Source organism: Streptomyces sp. NPDC004647, assembly GCF_040609575.1.
In the GTDB taxonomy this organism is placed as follows: domain Bacteria; phylum Actinomycetota; class Actinomycetes; order Streptomycetales; family Streptomycetaceae; genus Streptomyces.
In genome coordinates this window covers 49,616-68,198 of record NZ_JBEXKU010000006.1, presented here as the reverse complement: position 1 = coordinate 68,198, position 18,583 = coordinate 49,616, and the positions used below count along the sequence as shown (strand labels likewise).

At 68.7% G+C, this 18,583-nt stretch carries 16 protein-coding genes and 1 pseudogene; 7 read left to right on the top strand and 10 right to left on the bottom strand.

Going from position 1 to position 18,583, the window contains the following annotated elements; all coding sequences use genetic code 11:
- Positions 1-9 precede the first annotated feature (9 nt).
- Together lpdA and ABZW18_RS04380 are read left to right on the top strand one after the other, a co-directional pair.
- Positions 10-1,416 (top strand): dihydrolipoyl dehydrogenase, encoded by a 1,407-nt coding sequence (gene lpdA, locus ABZW18_RS04385; protein ID WP_356181904.1) that lies wholly within the window; start codon positions 10-12, stop codon positions 1,414-1,416.
- Positions 1,417-1,429: 13 nt separating this feature from the next.
- Positions 1,430-1,972: an FABP family protein gene (locus ABZW18_RS04380; RefSeq protein ID WP_356181903.1), complete on the top strand. Its 543-nt coding sequence runs from the start codon at positions 1,430-1,432 to the stop codon at positions 1,970-1,972.
- Positions 1,973-2,496: 524 nt separating this feature from the next.
- Here ABZW18_RS04380 and ABZW18_RS04375 read toward each other — a convergent pair.
- On the bottom strand, positions 2,497-2,838 hold the full coding sequence (locus ABZW18_RS04375; RefSeq protein WP_356181900.1) for a hypothetical protein: 342 nt from the start codon (positions 2,836-2,838) through the stop codon (positions 2,497-2,499).
- Between the two features lie 121 nt (positions 2,839-2,959).
- On the opposite strand from ABZW18_RS04375, the gene pglW reads away from it, so the two are divergent.
- Positions 2,960-7,684 (top strand): BREX system serine/threonine kinase PglW, encoded by a 4,725-nt coding sequence (pglW, locus tag ABZW18_RS04370; RefSeq protein WP_356181898.1) that lies wholly within the window; start codon positions 2,960-2,962, stop codon positions 7,682-7,684.
- Positions 7,681-11,310 carry a BREX-2 system adenine-specific DNA-methyltransferase PglX gene (pglX, locus tag ABZW18_RS04365; RefSeq protein WP_356181896.1) on the top strand — a complete coding sequence of 1,210 codons (3,630 nt, stop codon included), beginning with the start codon at positions 7,681-7,683 and terminating at the stop codon, positions 11,308-11,310. Before pglW ends, pglX begins: the two co-directional genes overlap by 4 nt.
- A gap of 36 nt (positions 11,311-11,346) precedes the next feature.
- Here pglX and ABZW18_RS04360 read toward each other — a convergent pair.
- The 5 genes and pseudogenes from ABZW18_RS04360 to ABZW18_RS04340 all read right to left on the bottom strand — a co-directional run.
- A pseudogene (locus tag ABZW18_RS04360) lies at positions 11,347-11,740 on the bottom strand (transposase family protein); the annotation flags it as partial.
- A 113-nt stretch (positions 11,741-11,853) separates the two neighbouring features.
- On the bottom strand, positions 11,854-12,696 hold the full coding sequence (locus ABZW18_RS04355; protein WP_356181893.1) for a hypothetical protein: 843 nt from the start codon (positions 12,694-12,696) through the stop codon (positions 11,854-11,856).
- A 17-nt stretch (positions 12,697-12,713) separates the two neighbouring features.
- A complete protein-coding gene (locus ABZW18_RS04350) occupies positions 12,714-13,013 on the bottom strand; it encodes a hypothetical protein (protein WP_356181890.1) in 300 nt (99 codons plus the stop codon).
- A gap of 517 nt (positions 13,014-13,530) precedes the next feature.
- On the bottom strand, positions 13,531-14,775 hold the full coding sequence (locus ABZW18_RS04345) for a DUF6596 domain-containing protein (RefSeq protein ID WP_356182022.1): 1,245 nt from the start codon (positions 14,773-14,775) through the stop codon (positions 13,531-13,533).
- A gap of 8 nt (positions 14,776-14,783) precedes the next feature.
- The gene (locus ABZW18_RS04340) at positions 14,784-15,191 is read right to left on the bottom strand and encodes a YciI family protein (RefSeq protein ID WP_356181888.1); all 408 of its coding nucleotides are present in this window, start codon (positions 15,189-15,191) and stop codon (positions 14,784-14,786) included.
- Between ABZW18_RS04340 and ABZW18_RS04335 the strand changes: the two genes are divergently transcribed.
- Positions 15,190-15,747 carry a transposase gene (locus tag ABZW18_RS04335; protein ID WP_356181886.1) on the top strand — a complete coding sequence of 186 codons (558 nt, stop codon included), beginning with the start codon at positions 15,190-15,192 and terminating at the stop codon, positions 15,745-15,747. The genes ABZW18_RS04340 and ABZW18_RS04335 overlap by 2 nt on opposite strands.
- Before the next feature lie 15 nt (positions 15,748-15,762).
- Here ABZW18_RS04335 and ABZW18_RS04330 read toward each other — a convergent pair whose 3' ends face one another.
- From ABZW18_RS04330 to ABZW18_RS04315, 4 genes are all read right to left on the bottom strand, one after another.
- Positions 15,763-16,239: a nitroreductase family deazaflavin-dependent oxidoreductase gene (locus ABZW18_RS04330; protein ID WP_356181883.1), complete on the bottom strand. Its 477-nt coding sequence runs from the start codon at positions 16,237-16,239 to the stop codon at positions 15,763-15,765.
- Between the two features lie 337 nt (positions 16,240-16,576).
- Entirely contained in the window at positions 16,577-16,771 is a 195-nt protein-coding gene (locus tag ABZW18_RS04325; RefSeq protein WP_356181881.1) for a DUF397 domain-containing protein, read from the bottom strand.
- Entirely contained in the window at positions 16,768-16,977 is a 210-nt protein-coding gene (locus tag ABZW18_RS04320; RefSeq protein WP_356181878.1) for a DUF397 domain-containing protein, read from the bottom strand. The genes ABZW18_RS04325 and ABZW18_RS04320 overlap by 4 nt, the downstream gene beginning before the upstream one ends.
- On the bottom strand, positions 16,959-17,801 hold the full coding sequence (locus ABZW18_RS04315) for a helix-turn-helix transcriptional regulator (protein ID WP_356181875.1): 843 nt from the start codon (positions 17,799-17,801) through the stop codon (positions 16,959-16,961). The genes ABZW18_RS04320 and ABZW18_RS04315 overlap by 19 nt, the downstream gene beginning before the upstream one ends.
- Before the next feature lie 178 nt (positions 17,802-17,979).
- On the opposite strand from ABZW18_RS04315, the gene ABZW18_RS04310 reads away from it, so the two are divergent.
- Both ABZW18_RS04310 and ABZW18_RS04305 read left to right on the top strand, forming a co-directional pair.
- Positions 17,980-18,324 (top strand): hypothetical protein, encoded by a 345-nt coding sequence (locus ABZW18_RS04310; RefSeq protein ID WP_356181873.1) that lies wholly within the window; start codon positions 17,980-17,982, stop codon positions 18,322-18,324.
- A 71-nt stretch (positions 18,325-18,395) separates the two neighbouring features.
- On the top strand, positions 18,396-18,575 hold the full coding sequence (locus ABZW18_RS04305; protein WP_356182019.1) for a hypothetical protein: 180 nt from the start codon (positions 18,396-18,398) through the stop codon (positions 18,573-18,575).
- Positions 18,576-18,583: the final 8 nt, after the last annotated feature.

The following is an 18,583-nucleotide window of genomic DNA, read 5'->3' as shown; positions in this document are numbered from 1 at the left end:
AAGGAGACCATGAGCAACCACTTCGATGTCGTCATTCTGGGCGCCGGCCCGGGTGGCTACACCGCGGCCGTCCGCTGCGCACAGCTGGGGCTGAAGACCGCGGTAGTGGAGGAGAAGTACTGGGGCGGGGTATGCCTGAACGTCGGCTGCATCCCCTCCAAGGCGCTCCTGCGCAACGCGGAACTCGCCCACATCGTGACGCAACAGGCCGCCACCTTCGGCATCCAAACGTCCGGGCCGGTCAGCGTCGACTACGGCGCAGCCTACAAGCGCAGCCGGAAGGTCGCCGAGGGCAGAGTCACCGGAGTCCACTACCTGATGCGCAAGAACGGCATCACCGAGTACGACGGCCGCGGAACCTTCACCGATGACCGCACACTGCAGGTCTCTCTCACCTCCGGCGGCAGCGAGACGGTCACCTTCGGCCACTGCATCATCGCCGCGGGCGCGACCACCCGCTTGTTGCCGGGCACACAGCTGAGCGATCGGGTCGTCACCTACGAGGAGCAGATCCTCACCGAGGAACTCCCGGAGAGCATCGTCATCGCGGGCGCCGGAGCCATCGGCGTCGAGTTCGCCTACGTGCTGCACAACTACGGGGTCAAGGTGACTCTGGTCGAGTTCGCCGACCGGATCGTGCCCATGGAGGACACCGAGGTCTCCAAGGAACTGGCCAAGAATTACCGGAAGCTCGGTATAGAGGTGCTCACCTCCGCCCGGGTGGACGCCATCGACGACTCCGACCCGGCTGCCCCGGTGCGAGTGACGGTCACCCGGGACGGAGCACAGCGGGTTCTGGAGGCCGGGAAGGTGTTGCAGGCCATCGGCTTCACTCCCCGGGTCGCCGGCTACGGCCTGGAGGCGACGGGCGTGCAGCTCACCGAGCGTGGCGCGATCGATGTGGACGGGCGTGGACGCACGAGTGTGCCGCACCTGTTCGCGATCGGTGACGTGACGGGGAAACTGATGCTCGCGCACGCTGCGGAGTCCATGGGAATCGTCGCGGCCGAGACCATCGGCGCAGTTGAGACCATGGAGATCGACTTCCTGATGGTCCCGCGGGCCACGTACTGCCAGCCCCAAATCGCGAGCTTTGGATACACCGAGGCCCAGGCCCGCGACGCGGGCTTCGACGTGCAGGCAGTGAAGTTCCCGTTCATGGCGAACGGCAAGGCCCATGGGCTCGGCGAGGCGGCCGGGTTCGTCAAGGTGATCAGTGACAGGCGGCACGGCGAAATCCTCGGCGCACACCTCATCGGCCCAGAGGTGACCGAGCTGCTGCCCGAGCTGACGCTGGCTCAGCAATTTGACCTGACGGTGCATGAGGTCGCCCGGAACGTGCACGCCCACCCCACACTGGGCGAGGCGGTCAAGGAAGCCGTGCACGGCCTCGCCGGGCACATGATCAACATGTGATGGAGCGTGCAGAATGACCACCCCTTACCTCGACACCCACACCATGCAAGAGGGCCCGGCCCTGCATCCATGGCTTCTCCCCGTACAGCCGTTCCTGGGGATCTGGCGTGGTCGGGGTAAGGGCGGGTATCCCACCCTTACCGAGGACTTCGCGTACGAGCAGGAGATCAGCCTCTCGCATGACGGACGACCGTTCCTCCGCTATGAGGCGCGCGCCTGGCTGATCGACGAAAACGGCACTCCGATACGCCCCTCCGGCCGCGAGAGCGGCTGGTTCAGGGTGGCGCCCGACGGGTACCTGGAGGCCCTGGTCAACCACCCGACCGGAATCTCCGAGATCTACGTCGGACAGGTCTCGGGGCCGACCATCGACCTGGCCACGCACGAGGTGACCCGGACCCCCCTGGCCAAGGAGGTCGTCTCAGGTCGTCGGCGCTACACCCTCGGCGACGGGGGCCTCTCGTACGAGCATGACCTCGAGGCCGTCGGCCGACCCACGTCCCCGCACCTCTCGGCGCACCTCAGGCGGGTGGCCGAGGTGGGCGAGAGCGACTGAACTCCATCGGGACGACGGTGACGCCGAAGGAGTCGGCGTCACCCTGCTCGCCCCCGGCCGGGCCCGCGGCGACCTGACGACGTCCGGCGGTGGCGCGGGGCTTCTTGGTCGTCGGACAGCTCGTGCCCCGAGCGTGCACGGGGATTCCCGATCGTGGATCTCTGAGCGCGCCGACATCCGTGACCACCCCGTCGATGAGGACGCCGGCCGCCCCGCGGGCGTGTGCGCGGCGGCGGTGATCGCGCCGACGGCCGCGTGCCTGTGGTCGCTGCCCATGTCGATGACCAGCACTTCGCAGTGGCCCAGCTCCACAATGGCCCGGTTGACCGAGCCGGCGTCCGGCTCGTCGAGCGCGAGCGTGGCCGCGATGCCGATCATCCGCTGCGGCAGGCCGACTTGACGGATCGACCTGTCGAGAAAGCCATGCTCGAGGAAGTGGCCGAGCGTCGGAAAGTCGACGCCCGCAACGCGTTCGAGGAGCCCGGCAAGAGCGGCAGGCAGGTCGTCACTGTGCACTGCGCTCGTCACGATCCGGGCTCCGCGCTGACGACGGCAAGCAGTCGATCTCCCTCGAGACACCCCAGAGCCCTACGCACACGGTCGTCCGCGCCCGGTCGGTGACCGGCGAACACGGTCTCGTACACCCGGTTGTAGACGGGGAGTTGCCCGGACGAGCTGAGGTAGGCGTTCAGCTTCAGGATGTGGTCGAGGCCGGAACCCGCGGTCCCGAGGCTCGGGGTGCCCCGCCCGAGTGCCCATCCCGCGCTCTCCAGCCGCACCGGGTGCCTCGGCTGTCCACCGTCACGGTGCCGAAGGCCCTCACCTACAGAGGTCGCGGGGGGCAAGCCGCGTGCTTCTTTTGTCACGACCAACTCCCTTACTCAGCACCGCCGTTAGGATTTTGACCGGGACTTCGCCGTCCGAGTGCCGAAGGGCGACGGCGGGCGGGCGGCCATCCAGCACAAGGATCGAGAAGCGGGGCAGCGCATGCGGGAAGGCCGGTGGACCACCGTCACCGAGTCCGGGTTCGACCATGAGCGCCGCGGCCTGGAGTCCATCCGGAAGGAGCTGCCGGACGCCGATCCGTGGCGGGCCTGGTCGAACTTCACTTTCACCGCGAACAGCGGCCACGTCCGCGAGGTGGACCTCCTCGTCATCGCCCCGGGCGGCGTGTGCATGGTCGAGCTGAAGAACTGGCACGGCTCCCTCACCAGGGAGAACGGCACCTGGGTGCAGACCGCCCCCACCGGCCGCCGCATCCCCCACGGCAATCCCCTGCACCTGGTCGACAAGAAGGCGAAGGAACTGGCCGGGCTGCTCGGCCGGAACGGCAGGCGCGTGTGGGTCGGCGAGGCCGTCTGCTTCACCGAGGGCTCGCTGCGCATCCGGCTCCCGTCCCATGACCAGAACGGCGTGTACACCGTCGACGAGCTGGTCGCGATGCTGAAGCAGCCGCCGCGTGACGAGCGCCAGCGCATCACCGCGGTCGACTCCCGTGAGATCAGGACCGCCCTGGAGCGGGTGGGTATCCGCCGCAGCGACGCCGAGTACAAGGTCGGCCCGTACCAGCTGGAGCGGAAGGCCTTCGACTCCGGACCGACGTGGGCCGACTATCTGGCCCAGCACAGCGAGCTGCCCGAGTCGGCCCGCGTCCGCATCTATCTGCGCGAGCGCGGCTCGGACGCCACCCTCCGGCGGTCGGTGGAGAACGCCGCCCGGCGGGAGGCCGCGGTCCTGCAGCGGTTCCGGCACCTGGGCGTCGTGCAGCTCAAGCAGTACAACCCGTCGGGCCACTCGGCGGGCCCCGCCCTGATCTTCGACTACGACCCCCAGAGCCTGCGCCTGGACGAGTATCTGCTCCAGTACGGAGCGAAGCTCGACATCCTCGGCCGTATGGCGCTCGTACGGCAGCTGGCCGAGACGATGCGGTCGGCCCACTCCAGCCGCATATACCACCGGTCGCTGGCCGCGCGCTCCGTGCACGTCATGCCCCGTAGCCGCGGCGGGCGGGGACAGGCGGTGGGCGAGGAGGCCGCCTGGCTCACCCCTCATCTGCAGATCTCCGACTGGCAGATCGCCACGCAGCGCGGCGGCACGGTCGGCTCCGCACCGGGCGCGACCCGGCACGCGCCGACGGCGCTGTCCACGACGCATCTGGCCGAGGCCTCCGACGCCTACCTCGCACCCGAATTGAGGGCCCTCAACGCCGACCCGGTGTACCTGGACGTGTACGGCCTCGGCGTCCTCACCTATCTCCTGGTCACCGGCACGGCACCGGCCGCAAGCCAGGCCGAGCTGCTCGCCCGCCTGGAGGCCGGTGAGGGCCTGCGCCCCAGCTCCCTGGTCGACGGCCTGTCCGAGGACATCGACGAGTTGGTGCAAATGGCCACCGCCTACCGCCCCGAACAGCGCCTCTCCACCGTCGACGCGTTCCTGGACATACTGGAGCTGGTCGAGGACGCCCTCACCGCCCCAGCCACCGCACCCACCCCCGAGGCCCCCGAGAAGGACCCCCTCGACGCCGTCGCGGGCGATGTCCTCGGAGGCCGCTGGGAGGTCCGCCGCCGCCTCGGCACGGGCTCGACCAGCCGCGCCTTCCTCGTACGCGACCTCGAGGCCGAGGCACGCAAGACGCGCGCCCTGGCCGTCCTCAAGGTGGCGCTGTCCGACAGCCGGGGCGACGTCCTCGCCCGGGAAGCGGAGGTGATGGGACGGCTGCGCCCCGACTCCCGCGTCATCCGCCTCGTCGAGCCGCAGCCCCTGCGCATCGCGGACCGCACGCTGCTCGCCCTGGAATACGTGGGCGACGAGCGCGAGGAGACGGGCGAGGGCGCCGAGTCCGGCAGCGGACGCACCCGCCGCCGCGAGGAGACGGTCGCCCGCCAGTTGCGCGAGGGCGGCCGCCTCCAGATCGACCAGCTGGAGGCGTACGGCGACTACCTGTTCGGCGCCGTGGATTTCCTGGAGGGCGAGAGCGTCTGGCACCGGGACATCAAGCCGGACAACATTGCCATCCGCATCCGCCCGAACCGCACCCGCGAGCTCGTCCTCATCGACTTCTCCCTCGCCGGCTACCCGGCGAAGGACTACGAGGCAGGCACGGACGGCTACCTCGACCCGTTCATCGGCACCCTGACCCGGACCGCCTACGACTCGCACGCCGAGCGGTACGCCGTCGCCGTCACCCTCCATCAGATGGCCTCGGGCGAGCTGCCCAAGTGGGGGGACGGCTCGGTCCTGCCCCGCCAGACGGACCAGAAGGAGTTCCCCCACCCGACCATCGCCGCCGACGCCTTCGAACCGGCGGTACGGGACGGCCTGGTCGCCTTCTTCCAGAAGGCCCTGCACCGCGATGCCGCCCGGCGCTTCCCCGAGCTGAAGCCGATGCGGGACGCCTGGAAGAAGATCTTCCTGGACGCCTCGCAGACCGTGCCGTCCAGTCACCGCTCCCGTCACCCCGATCCGGCGGCCCGGACCGCGCCCTCCGGTCACCCCGCCATCGCGGACGCCGAGCCGCTCACCGCCGAGCAGCAGCGCGACCAGCTGGCCAAGGACGTCACCCGCGATACGCACTTGTCCGCCGCGGGCCTCACCCCGGCCGCGGAGTCCTTCCTCTACGGCCTCGGCATCACCACGGTCGGCGGCCTCCTCGACTACAGCCGCCGCAAGCTCGTCAACGCGCCGGGCCTGGGCGCCAAGACCCGCAGCGAAGTGCAGGGCCGCCAGCGCGAGTGGGGCGAGCTGCTGCGCGAGGCCCCCGCGTCGCCGCTGACGCCACGTGGCCGGGCGGAGGCCAGGGAAGAGCTCGCGCAGTTGACCGCCACCGAGTCGGCCGTGCTCGGCGCCCTCGCCACGAGCGACAGGGCCGACGGCCTCTCGGAGACCGCGCTGCGCTCGGTCAGCCTCGACACGCTCGCCACGATCCTGGTCCCGGAGCTGAACAACAACGGTTCCAACCGCAACAAGGTCGACATGGTCCGGCTGCTGCTGCGGCTGCCGGACGAGCGCGGCGTGCTTCCGGACATCGGTGTCTGGCCGAAGCAGAAGGATGTCGCCGACGCCCTGGCGCTGTCCGCGGGCCGTATCCCGCAGATGCTCAAGGAAGAACGCAAGCGCTGGAAGAAACACCCGGCCGTGCAGGTGCTACGCGAAGAGATCATGGATCTGCTCGCGGGCCTGGGCCGCGTCGCCTCCGCCGCCGAGATCGCCGACGCGCTCGCCGTACGCCGCGGAACACAGCTGCCCGAGCGCGAACAGCGCCGCGCGCTGGCGCTCGCGGCGGTACGAGCCGTGGTGGAGGTGGAGCAACTCGAACCGGAGAACGCCCAGTTCCAGCACCAGCCCAACCGCAAGGCCACGGAAGAGGCCCTCGGCGCGGGCCTGCTCGCCCTGGACGTACGGGAGGCCGACGAGGACGAGGGGACGGACGGCGACCCGCCGGACACCCCGACGGCACCCGGCCTCCTCCACTACGCGATGCGCCTGGGCAGCGCGGCCGACCGGCTCGCGAAGCTGGACACGCTCCCGACGGCGACGACGGTGATCGGCAAGCTGGGCGCGCTGCCCCCTCCGCCGGGCGCGGTGGAATGGGACGAGCGGCGCCTGGTCGAACTGGCCGCCGCGGCCTCGGTGAACGCGGCGGCGACGCCACGCCTGGAGATCTACCCACGGGATCTGGATCTGGTCCGCGCACTGCGGCTCACCCAGGCCGGCCTGGTCCGCCTGATCCCGGGCGTGCCCGAGGAGCGGCAGCCCGGGCTGACCGGTGAGGACGTGCACGAGCGGGTACGGGCGCGGTTCCCGGAGCTGGTCGTGCCGGGCGGGACCGGCGGGGCCACGCACGACCTGCCGACGGCCGGCCCGCTGACGAAGGCGCTGCGGGACGCGGGCTTCGACCTCACCCTCTCGACCCGCGAGGACACCAGTACGCCGCGCTATCTGCCGACGCGGATGGACAACGCGTCCAGCTATCTGACGACCGGCGCCTGGCGCCACTCCACGGACGTGGGCGCGGTGACGCGCTACTCGGACGATCCGATGCTGGCGGGGGCGGTACGCGCCGAGGAGCGGATCGCGGCGTCGGCGCGGCGGGACGGGTACCGTGTGTTGACGGTACGTCAGGGCTTGTCGCGGGAAGCCGTGGAGGAGCTGGGCGCGACGGACGGCCGGATCGGCGCACGCGTGGTGTCCGTGACGGAGCTCTTCCTTCAGGCCATGCACGCGCTGGTCCCGCAGGGCACGAAGCCGACGTGGGAGACGCTGCTCAGGGCCGACGTGGCGGAGGCCGGATCCCGTGGCGCGATGAAGTTCGCGGAGTACGCGCGGACGGCGTGGGGGACGGTGGAGCCGCGGGTGCGGGAGCTGTTAGGAGGAGGCGGCGGTACGGGTTCCGCCGGCTCGGCCCCGGTGCTGCTGACGGATGCTTCCGTCTTCGCCCGGTACGACGCGATGGGCGTCCTGGACCGGCTCGCGGACGCGGCACGGCAGGGCGGACGGGGCCTGTGGCTCCTGGTCCCCCAGAGCGACCCGGCACGCGAACCGAAGCTGGGGCAGGTCGCGGTGGCGTACCAGGCGGGCCTGGGCGAGTGGATCGAACTTCCGGACTCGTGGGTGCAGAACGCGCACCGGGCGGGCGCGGTGCGCGGCACCCCAGGCGCGGCACGCGCGAAGGGCACTGAGGACATGGCCAGAACCGAGGGAGACGCCAAGTGATCGACCGCAAAGCCCTGTTGGACGACCTGAAGCAGCAGGTCAAAGCGGTCGAGAGTGATTTGGCGAAGCAGGTGAGGGCGGTCGCGGAGGTGGGCACGCGGCTGCGCGCCGAGTACGACCAGGCGCGGAAGCTGGGCCGTACGGCGGCGATGTGGAACGCGTGGCTCGACGAACGGGTCACGCAGGTCGCGGTGGCGTGGGTACTGGGGACGGTCTTCGTCCGTTTCTGCGAGGACAACCAGCTGATCCCGGAGCCGTATCTGACGGCCCCGGAGCACGACCGCCGGGACCTGGCCCTCGCCCGGTACGAGGAGTACGTCGCGACGGCGGACGACCCGACGTACCGGGGGTGGCTGGAGCGGGCGTTCGCGGAACTGGGCGCCGGACAGGCGGGCCGGTTGCTGTTCGACCGGAAACACAATCCGCTGTTCCAGATCCCGCTGTCTCACGACGGGGCGCGGGAGCTGGTCGACTTCTGGCGGGGGCGAGACGAGGCGGGCTCGCTGGTCCATGACTTCACGGACGAGCTGAACGAGGACGGTACGGAGGGCTGGGACACACGGTTCCTGGGCGACCTGTACCAGGACCTGAGCGAGGCGGCCCGGAAGACGTATGCACTGCTCCAGACTCCGGAATTCGTGGAGGAGTTCATCCTCGACCGGGCGATGGACCCGGCGGTCCGGGAGTTCGGGTATGAGGGGTTGAAGATGATCGACCCTACGTGCGGGTCGGGGCACTTCGTGCTCGGCGCGTTCCGGCGGCTGGTACGGCTGTGGGGGGATGGGCCGCGGGGCAAGGACCTGCACGAGCGGGTGCGGGCCGCGCTGGATTCAGTTCACGGGGTGGATCTGAATCCTTTTGCTGTGGCTATTGCTCGGTTCCGGCTGCTGGCAGCGGCTATGGCGGCGAGTGGCATGCGGAACATGGCTGAGGCGAGTAAGTACGAGTGGCCGATGCACTTGGCTGTGGGGGATTCGCTGATCAAGCACCGGCACCGGCAGGGGAACCTGTTCGACGACTCGGACGCCGAAGGCGCGGACGAACTGGCGGAGTTCAAGTATGAGACGGAGGACGTGCACGAGTACCCGGACATCCTGTGCCAAGGGCGCTACCACGTGGTGGTCGGCAATCCGCCGTACATCACAGTGAAAGACAAGAGACTCAACGCGCTGTACCGGGATTTGTACGATGCGTGTGCCGGGAAGTACGCGCTGTCGGTGCCGTTCGCACAACGGTTCTTCGAGCTGGCCAAAGCCGACGATTCCGAGGGGCGCGGCTACGGAATGGTCGGCCAGATCACGGCGAACTCCTTCATGAAGCGGGAGTTCGGCAGCAAGCTGATTGAGACCTACTTCGGGCACGAGGTGGAGCTGACTGAGGTTATCGACACCTCAGGGGCCTACATCCCTGGACACGGGACACCCACGGTCGTTCTTGTGGGCAAGCGGCGGGGTGGGAGCGACCGCTCCGAGACGATTCGTACTGTGCGCAGCGTTCAGGGGGAGCCCACTACGCCTGAGACGGGTGAAGACGGAAGGGTCTGGAGGGCGATTGTCGATCAGATTGACGAACCAGGATCCGTAAGTGAGTGGGTCTCGGTCGATGACCTCGGACGCGAGCGCTACTTCGGCCAGCAGCCGTGGGTGCTGGCAGACGGCGGTCTAGAACTGGTGGAAAAGCTCAGCGAGGCCAAGCAGGGGCTCTTGAAGCGCGAGATTGCACGTATCGGCTTCTACGGAATCATGGGTTCCGACGATGCGATGACTGCCGCCCCCCGTGTCTTCCATCGGGTTAACGCGGAAGAGCATTATTTTAAGCGTCTGGTTGTGGGTGATGAGATCCGCGACTATGGTTTCCTGGACGGAGATGCAGCTTTCCATCCCTACGACGGCAAGCGCAACCTCCAGCCGCTCACAGCCTTCCCTCGACTGAGCCACTGGCTGTGGCCATCTCGCACAGAACTAGGAAACCGTGCCACCTTCACTGGGGGAACCTATTTCAGCGACGCGCGCGCCTGGTGGGAATGGCATCAGGTCCCAAAGGATCTCAGGTCACATACATGGTCCATCACGTTCGCGGAAGTGGCGACGCACAACCACTTCATGGTTGACCGCGGGGAAAGGGTCTTCAAACAGACCGCGCCGTTGATCAAACTGGCCGAGGAGGCGAGCGAGGAAGAATATGTTCGACTCGCAGCATTGCTCAATAGTTCCACCGTCGCACTCTGGCTCAAAATGCGATGCCATAACAAGGGGAGCACTGTAGACGTCAAGGGCGCACGGCAGTCGACAATCCCATTCGAGGATTTCTACCAGTTCAACGGCACCAACTTAGCTGAGTTCCCTCTCCCCGCTATCTACCCTACCGATCTTGCAACGCACCTGGACGCCCTCACCCAGCGGCTCGACGCCTCCAGTCCCTCCGCCCTCGCCGCGAACGACACCCCCACGGCCCCCGCTCTCCGCGAAGCCCGCGCCACCTGGCACTCCACCCGCGCCCGCATGATCGCCCTCCAGGAAGAGCTGGACTGGCAGGTCTATTCGCTCTACAAACTGCACCCCGAAGACCTCCGCGTCTCCGAGGACCCCAGCTCTCCCGACATACCCGAACTCGCCCTCGGAGTACGCGCCTTCGAGATCGTGCTCGCTCGCCGCGTTGCTGCGGGCGAGGCCAGCGGCGAGTGGTTCAAGCGGCACGGGTCCACGCCCATCACCGAGATTCCCGCCCACTGGCCCGCCGCCTACCGTGAGGTCGTTCAGAAGCGGATCGATGCCATAGAGTCGAGCCGGGCCATCGGCATGATCGAGCGCCCCGAGTACAAGCGGCGGTGGGCCACCGAGGGCTGGGACGCCCTTCAGGAGAAGGCCCTTCGGTCCTGGCTGCTCGACCGAATAGAGAAGCGGGACCACTGGTTCGACGAGAACGGGATGCCCACCCTCGCCACCCTCTCCCGCTTAACCGACGCCCTCTCCCGCGACGACGACTTCGTCTCGGTCACCAAGATCTACGCGCCCCGCAAGGAACTCCCGGCCGTCGTCGCCGAGTTGATGACCGACGAGCACGTGCCATTCCTCTCCGCCCTGCGCTACAAGCCCTCCGGGCTGAAGAAGCGGGAGGACTGGGAGCACGTCTGGGACCTCCAGCGGAAGGAAGACGCCGCTCCGGACGAGCCGACCAAGCGGAAGATCCGCGACACCATTCCCGTACCGCCGAAGTACACCTCCGCCGACTTCCTGCGCCCCTCCTACTGGCGTGCGCGGGGCAAGCTCGACGTACCGAAGGAGCGGTTCATCTCGTACGGGCAGAGCAACGTCGCCACGCCCGACCTGTACGGTTGGGCCGGCTGGGACCACCGGGAGCAGGCATACGCCATCGACTCCTACATCGCTTCCCACGAGGCGCTGACCTCGGAAGAGTTGACGCCGTTCCTCGCGGGGCTGCTGGAACTCCAGCCCTGGCTCGACCAGTGGCACGACGAGTTCGACTCCACCTTCGGCGCCTCCCCGGCTGCCTTCTTCCGAGGCGACCGGCAGATGGTCCAGGGCGAGCACGGCCTCACCGACGACGACCTACGCACCTGGCGCCCGCCAGCGGCGGCACGCGGACGTCGTACGGCCAAGAAGTAATAGGGCTTGGTCGGGTTCACTGAGCCTTTTCCATCCTCAGTCTGAGCTGGCCAGATGCAGGCTGAGGACGGCTTGGACGAGGCTCGTAATTCGGGTGGTCGAGCACCGGACTTTGCGGAGGAGTCGCCAGGACTTCAGGGTGGCGACGGCTTGCTAGACGAGTGCCCGGATCTTTGTGTGAGACTGGTTAATGGCCTGCTGGCCTGCAGACAGCGTCTCCCGCCGGCCGCGGTGGGGAACGCGGAAGGTGCCTCCTTCGCCCTGGTAACCCTTGTCGGCCCAGCAGGCGGCGTTGGCCTCGGCGAGAGCGTCAACGATGCCGTGTTCGCGGGCCGCACGGACGTCGTGGACGGACCCGGGCAGAGCTGGCGAGGCCCACAGCAGGGGACCCGGAAGGATCGGCGATGGCCTGCACGTTCATCCTATTGCGCGACTGCGGCAGCGCGGCGAGGGTCCACCACGCCGTCCAGGCCGTCGCCACATGATCGGCAAGCCCCCGCCGCACACTCCAACCTGCCTGTTCGCGGCCTTCTGCAACACGCATTAGTTGGCGGCGGGCGGGGACGCTAGCGAGACGGTCACCACAACCTGCTCCGCGCATTCGGTCGCACGCAACGCATCACCCACCACTTCGACCAGCCACACCGCAACATCCGGCGACCACTCACGCGCACGACACACAAACCGCATCACACCACGCTCACGGCCCTTGTTGTAGCCATGCTCGCCGTGCACGTCCGCCATACCGGACAAGTCGAGTTCGTCGGCAGCAACTTCGACTTCCGCGACGTCACCGAGCCGTTCCCTCACAGCGCCGCACACAGCCGTCTCTTTCCTGGACACTTCGGGCCCAGCAGCGACGGTGACGCTCACGGGAACCGACACGGACGGATCAGTGAGAGCGAACCAGTTCCGCATCGCCTCTAGATCGTCGGAGGCATCGCCGACAAGTTCCTGCAGCGGGAGGACTGCATGCAGCCCGGTGAACCGAACGCGCCCGATCCGGTTCACCGCATCTGACAGGATGCGCGCCACATGAAGGATCGGGAGACGCGGCTCACGGACATCGACCGGGATGTCCGCCGACATCCACGCCAGCTCGCGGACCCTCCCATCCTGCGTCCAGTCCGCACCGGCCAGGCAATCGGCCCAGCGCCCCGGGTCTTGGACGACTCGGGCCTCGCCCCACCCTTCGTACTGGTAGATCCATCCGCCGGTTGAATACCAGCCGTAGGCTTCCGACCTGCGCATGGCAAGGTCGAACATCTCACTCCCCGTGTCCCCGCACGTGATGTGCTCCGCCCATGGGTACCGGTCGAGCACCCCGTGCAGGGCAACAAGTGTCTCGTAATACACGCGAAGGCCCTTTCTGTACTCGACCGGCACCCATGCACGGCCGGGCGCTAGATGCCGCAGTACAGCGTCTGCGTCTTGGAGACGAACTTCGAGTTACCGTCCGGAAGGCCGACGATGTCTGCATCGACCACCGACCGGAAGCAGTTCTTCGCGATGAGGTGGGTGCACTTCCGGTTGGCGACGGCCCTCTTGTTGCTTTTTCCGCCCGGCGGAACGGTCTTGACTCCCTTATCGAGAGTCCTCCACGAGCCACCGACCTTGACCTGCAGCCAGATGGTGATCTTGGCACGCGCGGCCGGCCCGCTGTACTTCTTCCACCAGCCGTGAGCGTTGATTCTACCGTTCACAGTGTGTGAGAAGTGAACGTTGTCCCCCTGGTCTCGAACGGGTGAGGGCGTCTGGTGCTGGTCTCCTCCTGGTAGCTGTCCGTGGATTTGCTGTGATGGTCGGCTTGCGCCGGCATAGCCGGACAGATCGACGCCGGCTGGGTAGACAAGCACGCGCAAGCTCCTGGCAGGACGGCTTGGATTCGACACCCACCCGTCTACCAGGAGCTTCTCTACGTCCGCACCGCAACTGCCCCACCCACCAAGCAGGTTGGAAAACGCTCACTGGCTCTTCGTAGATGAGCCTGGGTGAGCCGCTTTTCGGGCAGCCGAACCGTCGCAGATGGGTCACCTTCACCGGGCACTTCAGCGGGCGGGTCTATTGAGACACCACGCCTCCAGCGCGCCTGTCGTCGCCGCTGAGCTTCTCCGCCGGCAACGCGTCGCGCAGCTGGTCTCGACCCGCCTACTCACTTTGAGGCGACCGCTCTGGCCACGGGGCCGCGCCAAGTGCTGCGGGAAATCCGGGCGCGACCCGTCAGCGACACCCGCGGGCGTTGAGCCGGGCGGCCTGGCGCGTCAGGTGGTCGCGCTCGGCGAGGTTGGGTGCCTTTTGGGCCGCTTCGGCGTACAGCCGTGCCGCCGTCGCCAGGTCGCCGTTGCGCTCGTGGAGGTACGCCGCCACCGCGGCGTGGCGGGGGATGAGGTATCCCCTGCTCGAAGAGCTTGGGGAGGAGTCGTTCAGCGCCGCGAGCGCCGCCAGGCCGGCGCGCGGTCCGTCGGCCTCGCCGACGGCCACCGCGCGGTTGAGCCGGACGACCGGGCTGTCGGTCAGGCGCGCGAGCTCGTCGTACCACTCGACGATCTGCACCCAGTCGGTCTCCTCGGCGGTGGGCGCGTCAGCGTGGAGTGCCGCGATGGCGGCCTGGGCCTGGAACTCGCCCAGCCGGTCGCGGGCGAGGGCCGCCTGCAGGATCTCGACGCCCTCGGCGATCGACTCGGTGTCCCACCGGCCGCGGTCCTGCTCGGCGAGCGGCACCAGGCTGCCGTCGGGCGCGGTCCGGGCGGCGCGCCGGGCGTGGTGGAGCAGCATGAGGGCGAGCAGCCCCGCCACCTCGGGGTGGTCGATCGCGGCCGCGAGCTGCCGGGTGAGCCGGATGGCCTCGGCGGCGAGGTCGACGTCGCCGGAGTAGCCCTCGTTGAAGACCAAGTAGAGGACGCGCAGCACGGTGGCGACGTCGCCGGGCTGGTCGAACCTTCCCCGAGCTCTCGGCTTCGCTCGAGCAGGGGATACCCCAACGCCGGAGACGGTGCGCTTGGCCCGGCTGATGCGCTGCGCCATGGTCGCCTCGGGCACCAGGTAGGCCTGGGCGATCTGGTGGGTGGTCAGCCCGCCGACGGCGCGCAGCGTGAGCGCGACCGCGGAGGACGGCGTCAGCGACGGGTGGGCGCACAGGAAGTAGAGCTGGAGTGTGTCGTCCACCGCGGGCGCGGGCCCGGGCGCCGGTTCCTCGTCGACGAGGTCCTCACGCCGGCGGCGGGCGGCGTCCGCGCGGGTTGCGTCGAGGAACTTGCGCCAGGCCACGGTGACCAGCCAGCCCTTCGGGTCCCGCATGGGGTCTCCCCTGCTCGAAGAGCTTGGGGAAGGGTTGGCAGGCCAGATGCGGACTGCCTCGACCAGCGCGTCCTGCACGGCGTCCTCGGCCGCCGCGAAGTCGGCTCCGCGGCGGACGAGGATCCCGAGCACGCTCGGCGTGAGGCTCCGGAGCAGGAATTCGTTCACCTCAGGGGTCACTCCGTGATGGTGGGCGGCGCGGTCAGGAACGGGCGCAGCTCGAGCCACTCGTGGATCGGCTCCCCGCCCGCCCCAGGGGCGGCCGACAGCTCCCCGGCCAGCTCGAGGGCGCGCTCGTAGCTGTCGACGTCGATCACCATCCAGCCGGCGATGAGGTCCTTGGTCTCGGCGAATGGGCCGTCGGTGACCGGCGGGCGGCCCTCGCCGTCGTACCGGACGAACGTCCCCTCGGGGGCGAGCGCCTGACTGTCGACGAACTCGCCGGTCCCCTCGAGCCGGGCCGCGAAGTCGTTCATGTACTGCACGTGGGCCGAGATCTCCTCCGGCGTCCACTGGTCCATGGGCACGTCGTTGACCGATGCCGGGGCGCCGCGGTAGTGCTTGAGCAGCAAGTACTTGGCCATGGTGTTTCTCCTCGGTGCTGGTGCGACCCATTGTGGTCGCGTTCACTGCGGGGACGGAGCCAGCCACGGGTTTTCGACATCGCCGTCCGAATTTTTTGGCTCTCGCATGATGAGCCTGGGTGAGCCGCCTCGCGGTGTCCGGGTCCACGGCGTCGCGCGAGGGCGAGACGCAGCGAGGCCTTCCAAGATCAGCAGCGACCAAGCAACAGAATCAAGAGAAGGCCCCGCCGCCGGCCGCAAGACCGCCGAGAAGGTCCTTGAGTCACTCCACACCTGCCCGATCCCCGAGGTCGCCAGGCTCGGCCGGACGCTACGCCAGTGGCGCACTGAGATCCTTGCCTACTTCGACACCGGAGGCATGTCCAACGGCGGTACCGAAGCCATGAACGGCGTCATTGAGAAGACCCGCCGACTCGCCCACGGCTTTCGCAACTTCACCAACTACAGGATCCGGATCCTGCTCGCCGCAGACGGCACCCGCCCCTACCGGCGTCCGTCGACCGTGTGCGTAGGCCGGCCTGGCACTGCGGGCGCCATATCCCCTATGCGCATGTGAACCGGCTGTGCCGCGTCAGTGCTCCTCGGCCGTTGGTTCCAGAACGAAGACCGGGATCTCACGGTCCGTATTCTTCTGGTACTCGGCATAGTCCGGGTACGCCTCGACGGCTCGAGCCCACCACACGGCCTTCTCGTCCCCGGTCACCTCGCGTGCCAGCATGTCCCGGCGCATCGGGCCGTCCTGAAGCTCCACCCGGGGGTCGGCCACCACGTTGTGGTACCAGACCGGGTGCTTGGGGGCTCCTCCCAAGGAGGCGACCACGGCGTAGGAGCCGTCGTGCTCCACCCGCATAAGCGGGGTCTTGCGGATCTTGCCGCTCTGCGCGCCCAGGGTGGTCAAGATAATGACAGGCAGGTCCCGCTTCGGGTGTTCCGGACCGACCAGGCTGCTCAGCGTCGTTCCTTCCGTACCTCCGGAGCTTTCGTACAGCTCCACCTGGTCACGTACCAACTGCGTCGTGCTCGGCTCGTACTCGCCCTTGAGTGGCATGTCGCCCATCTCCATGCTGTCGAAAGAGTCTTCGTTTTGCACAACACACAAGGCGGACGCGATCATCCCCGGTGCGATCAACCGGCCCGCGCTCAGACGCATACGCGGACGTGGGAGCGCGCGCTGCGGATCGCGTTGAGCTAGCGATTCCCGCTGGCGATCAGCTGGGAGACGGCCGGGTCGGAGGCCACCGGCCGACAGGTCCGGCTCGGCCCCCAGCGTCGCCACATCGGCCCGGCAGTCCCCGCCCAGTGCCGCCGCCAGGGCCGCATCCAAGGCGGAGCCGGGGCTTCATCGCCTCCGGCCCATGGGACTCGGCCCACGTGCGGGGCCCGACTCAGGCGCCCAGCGCGCCGTTCTTCACGGCGTCGACGAATGACGACCAGCCGTCCGCCGGGAACACGAGCACCGGGCCGTGCGGGTTCTTGCTGTCACGCACAGGGACGACGGCGGCGAAGTCGTCGGAGACCTCGACGCACGCACCACCGTCCGAATTGCTGTAGGAGCTCTTGCGCCAGGTCGCAGCGCTCACCAGCCCAGCTCTCCGTTCTTCACGGCGTCGACGAATGACGACCAGCCGCCCGTCGGGAACACGAGCACCGGGCCGTGCGGGTTCTTGCTGTCACGCACAGGGACGACGGCGGCGAAGTCGTCGGAGACCTCGACGCACTCGCCGCCGTCCGAGTTGCTGTAAGAACTCTTGCGCCAGGTCACAGCACTCAGGTCAATGGATCGCACGGTACTTCCTCCAACATGCGCAGGACGAACTTCCGCGATTCAGCCGGGGACAGCGCCAAATCGCGCACCGCATCGTAGGCACGATTTAGCCGCTCAACCGGCACGTTCTCCTCGATGAGTTCGCCGCGATAGGCGTTCTCCGTGTACGCCACAGTACGCCCGTCCGGCAGTCGCAGAAACATCACGGCAGTGCTGTCCAAGCCATAGGGCCCCGCGCTGAACGGCAGCACATGAACCGTCGCCCCCGGCCGCTCCGCGACCTCCCCCAAGTACTCCAACTGCCCCCGCCACTCCCCCACATCCCGCAACGGCGTCCGCAGTACCGCCTCCGACAGGATCGTCCGAAACGGCGGTGCATCCTCCCCCTCCAGCAGCTCCCGCCGTCCCATCCGTGCCTCGACCTGCTGTTCCAGCTCCTCCCCCTTGAGGCCGCCCGCGGCCAGCACCTCCCGCGCGTACCCCGGCGTCTGCAGCAATCCCGGCAGCACGCTCACCGCGAAGTGCCACAGGCTCGTGGCTTCCGCCTCCAGGGCCATGTACCGCCGGTACCGCTCCCGGAACTGGGTCTGGTCGCTCACCGCCAGCTCCCACAGCGCCAGCAACAGCCCCGGCGTCCCGTAGTGCTGGTCGAGGGCCTGGACGACCTCCGGGCCGCCCACCGTCTCCCCGTTCTCCATCTTGCCGAACAACGACCAGTCCCAGCCCAGCCGTTCGCCGAGTTGCCGCAGGCTGTCACCGCGCTGCGTGCGCAGTAACCGCAGTTCCTCCGCGAACCGCGCGCGTGGTTCCCGGCTGCGGCCGGTGACCGCTCGTCTCGTCGGCATGGTGCTCTCCGTGGAAGGTGTGGAACTTGCGCTGTCCTGCGGGGAAGCACATCCCGTCGGCGGTGTATCCGCCCCGCTCCCGACGCATTCTCGTGATGCCCTCATCACGCACGGTAATTCACCCCGCGCGACCAGGGCAGGGGAAACCGCGCAACCGAACGGCTCAGGGAGTACGCCCATGGCGACCCAGCGACGCACGATCCACGACGACGGCGCCCGGACGACCGATGACCCGGCCGCCACGACCACCACGCGGGCCAGCAGGGCCAAGGTCCGGGAGGCGGTCGAGGCCCGCGACGCCCTCGCCGACGCCCTCACCCGGGCGGGCGTCCAGCTCCCCGCGATGGACGTCCGTACCCCCTGGCAGGACCTGGTGGGCGGCACCGACGACGGCGACGCCGGATCAGAGGCCGTATCGGACGCCGGATCAACCGCCCGCTACGCCCTCATCCACCTCGGCGTCTGCTCCGCCCCCATCGCCCACGCCCTGGCCGCCGTGATCGTGAAGGGAACCGGCCGGTGACCGGCAGCCCACGGCCGGGTCCGGGCACCTCACCGCCGGAACCGGCCGTCGGCGCCTCTGTCCGGGACACGTTGCTCGACCGCGTCGGTGTCGTCATGGGCCAGGAGGGGCCGTACCTCCAGCTCCGCCCGCTCAGCGGCGGTCGCGAGTGGGACGCCGACCCGAGCCGCGTCCAACTGCTCAGTCCGGCCGAGCTCCTGAGCGCTCGCGTCGCGGAGGCGAACGCGCGCAGCCGGAGGGACGGCTGCTGAGCGGCACA

What these genes read in the sequence shown, in the direction of transcription:
- ABZW18_RS04340 (WP_356181888.1), bottom strand. Translation starts at nt 15,191, where the DNA reads ATGGCCAAGTACTTGCTGCTCAAGCACTACCGCGGCGCCCCGGCATCG.
- ABZW18_RS04315 (WP_356181875.1), bottom strand. Translation starts at nt 17,801, where the DNA reads ATGCCGACGAGACGAGCGGTCACCGGCCGCAGCCGGGAACCACGCGCG.
- ABZW18_RS04330 (WP_356181883.1), bottom strand. Translation starts at nt 16,239, where the DNA reads ATGCCACTCAAGGGCGAGTACGAGCCGAGCACGACGCAGTTGGTACGT.
- lpdA (WP_356181904.1), top strand. Translation starts at nt 10, where the DNA reads ATGAGCAACCACTTCGATGTCGTCATTCTGGGCGCCGGCCCGGGTGGC.
- ABZW18_RS04380 (WP_356181903.1), top strand. Translation starts at nt 1,430, where the DNA reads ATGACCACCCCTTACCTCGACACCCACACCATGCAAGAGGGCCCGGCC.
- pglW (WP_356181898.1), top strand. Translation starts at nt 2,960, where the DNA reads ATGCGGGAAGGCCGGTGGACCACCGTCACCGAGTCCGGGTTCGACCAT.
- ABZW18_RS04335 (WP_356181886.1), top strand. Translation starts at nt 15,190, where the DNA reads ATGGTGTTTCTCCTCGGTGCTGGTGCGACCCATTGTGGTCGCGTTCAC.
- ABZW18_RS04310 (WP_356181873.1), top strand. Translation starts at nt 17,980, where the DNA reads ATGGCGACCCAGCGACGCACGATCCACGACGACGGCGCCCGGACGACC.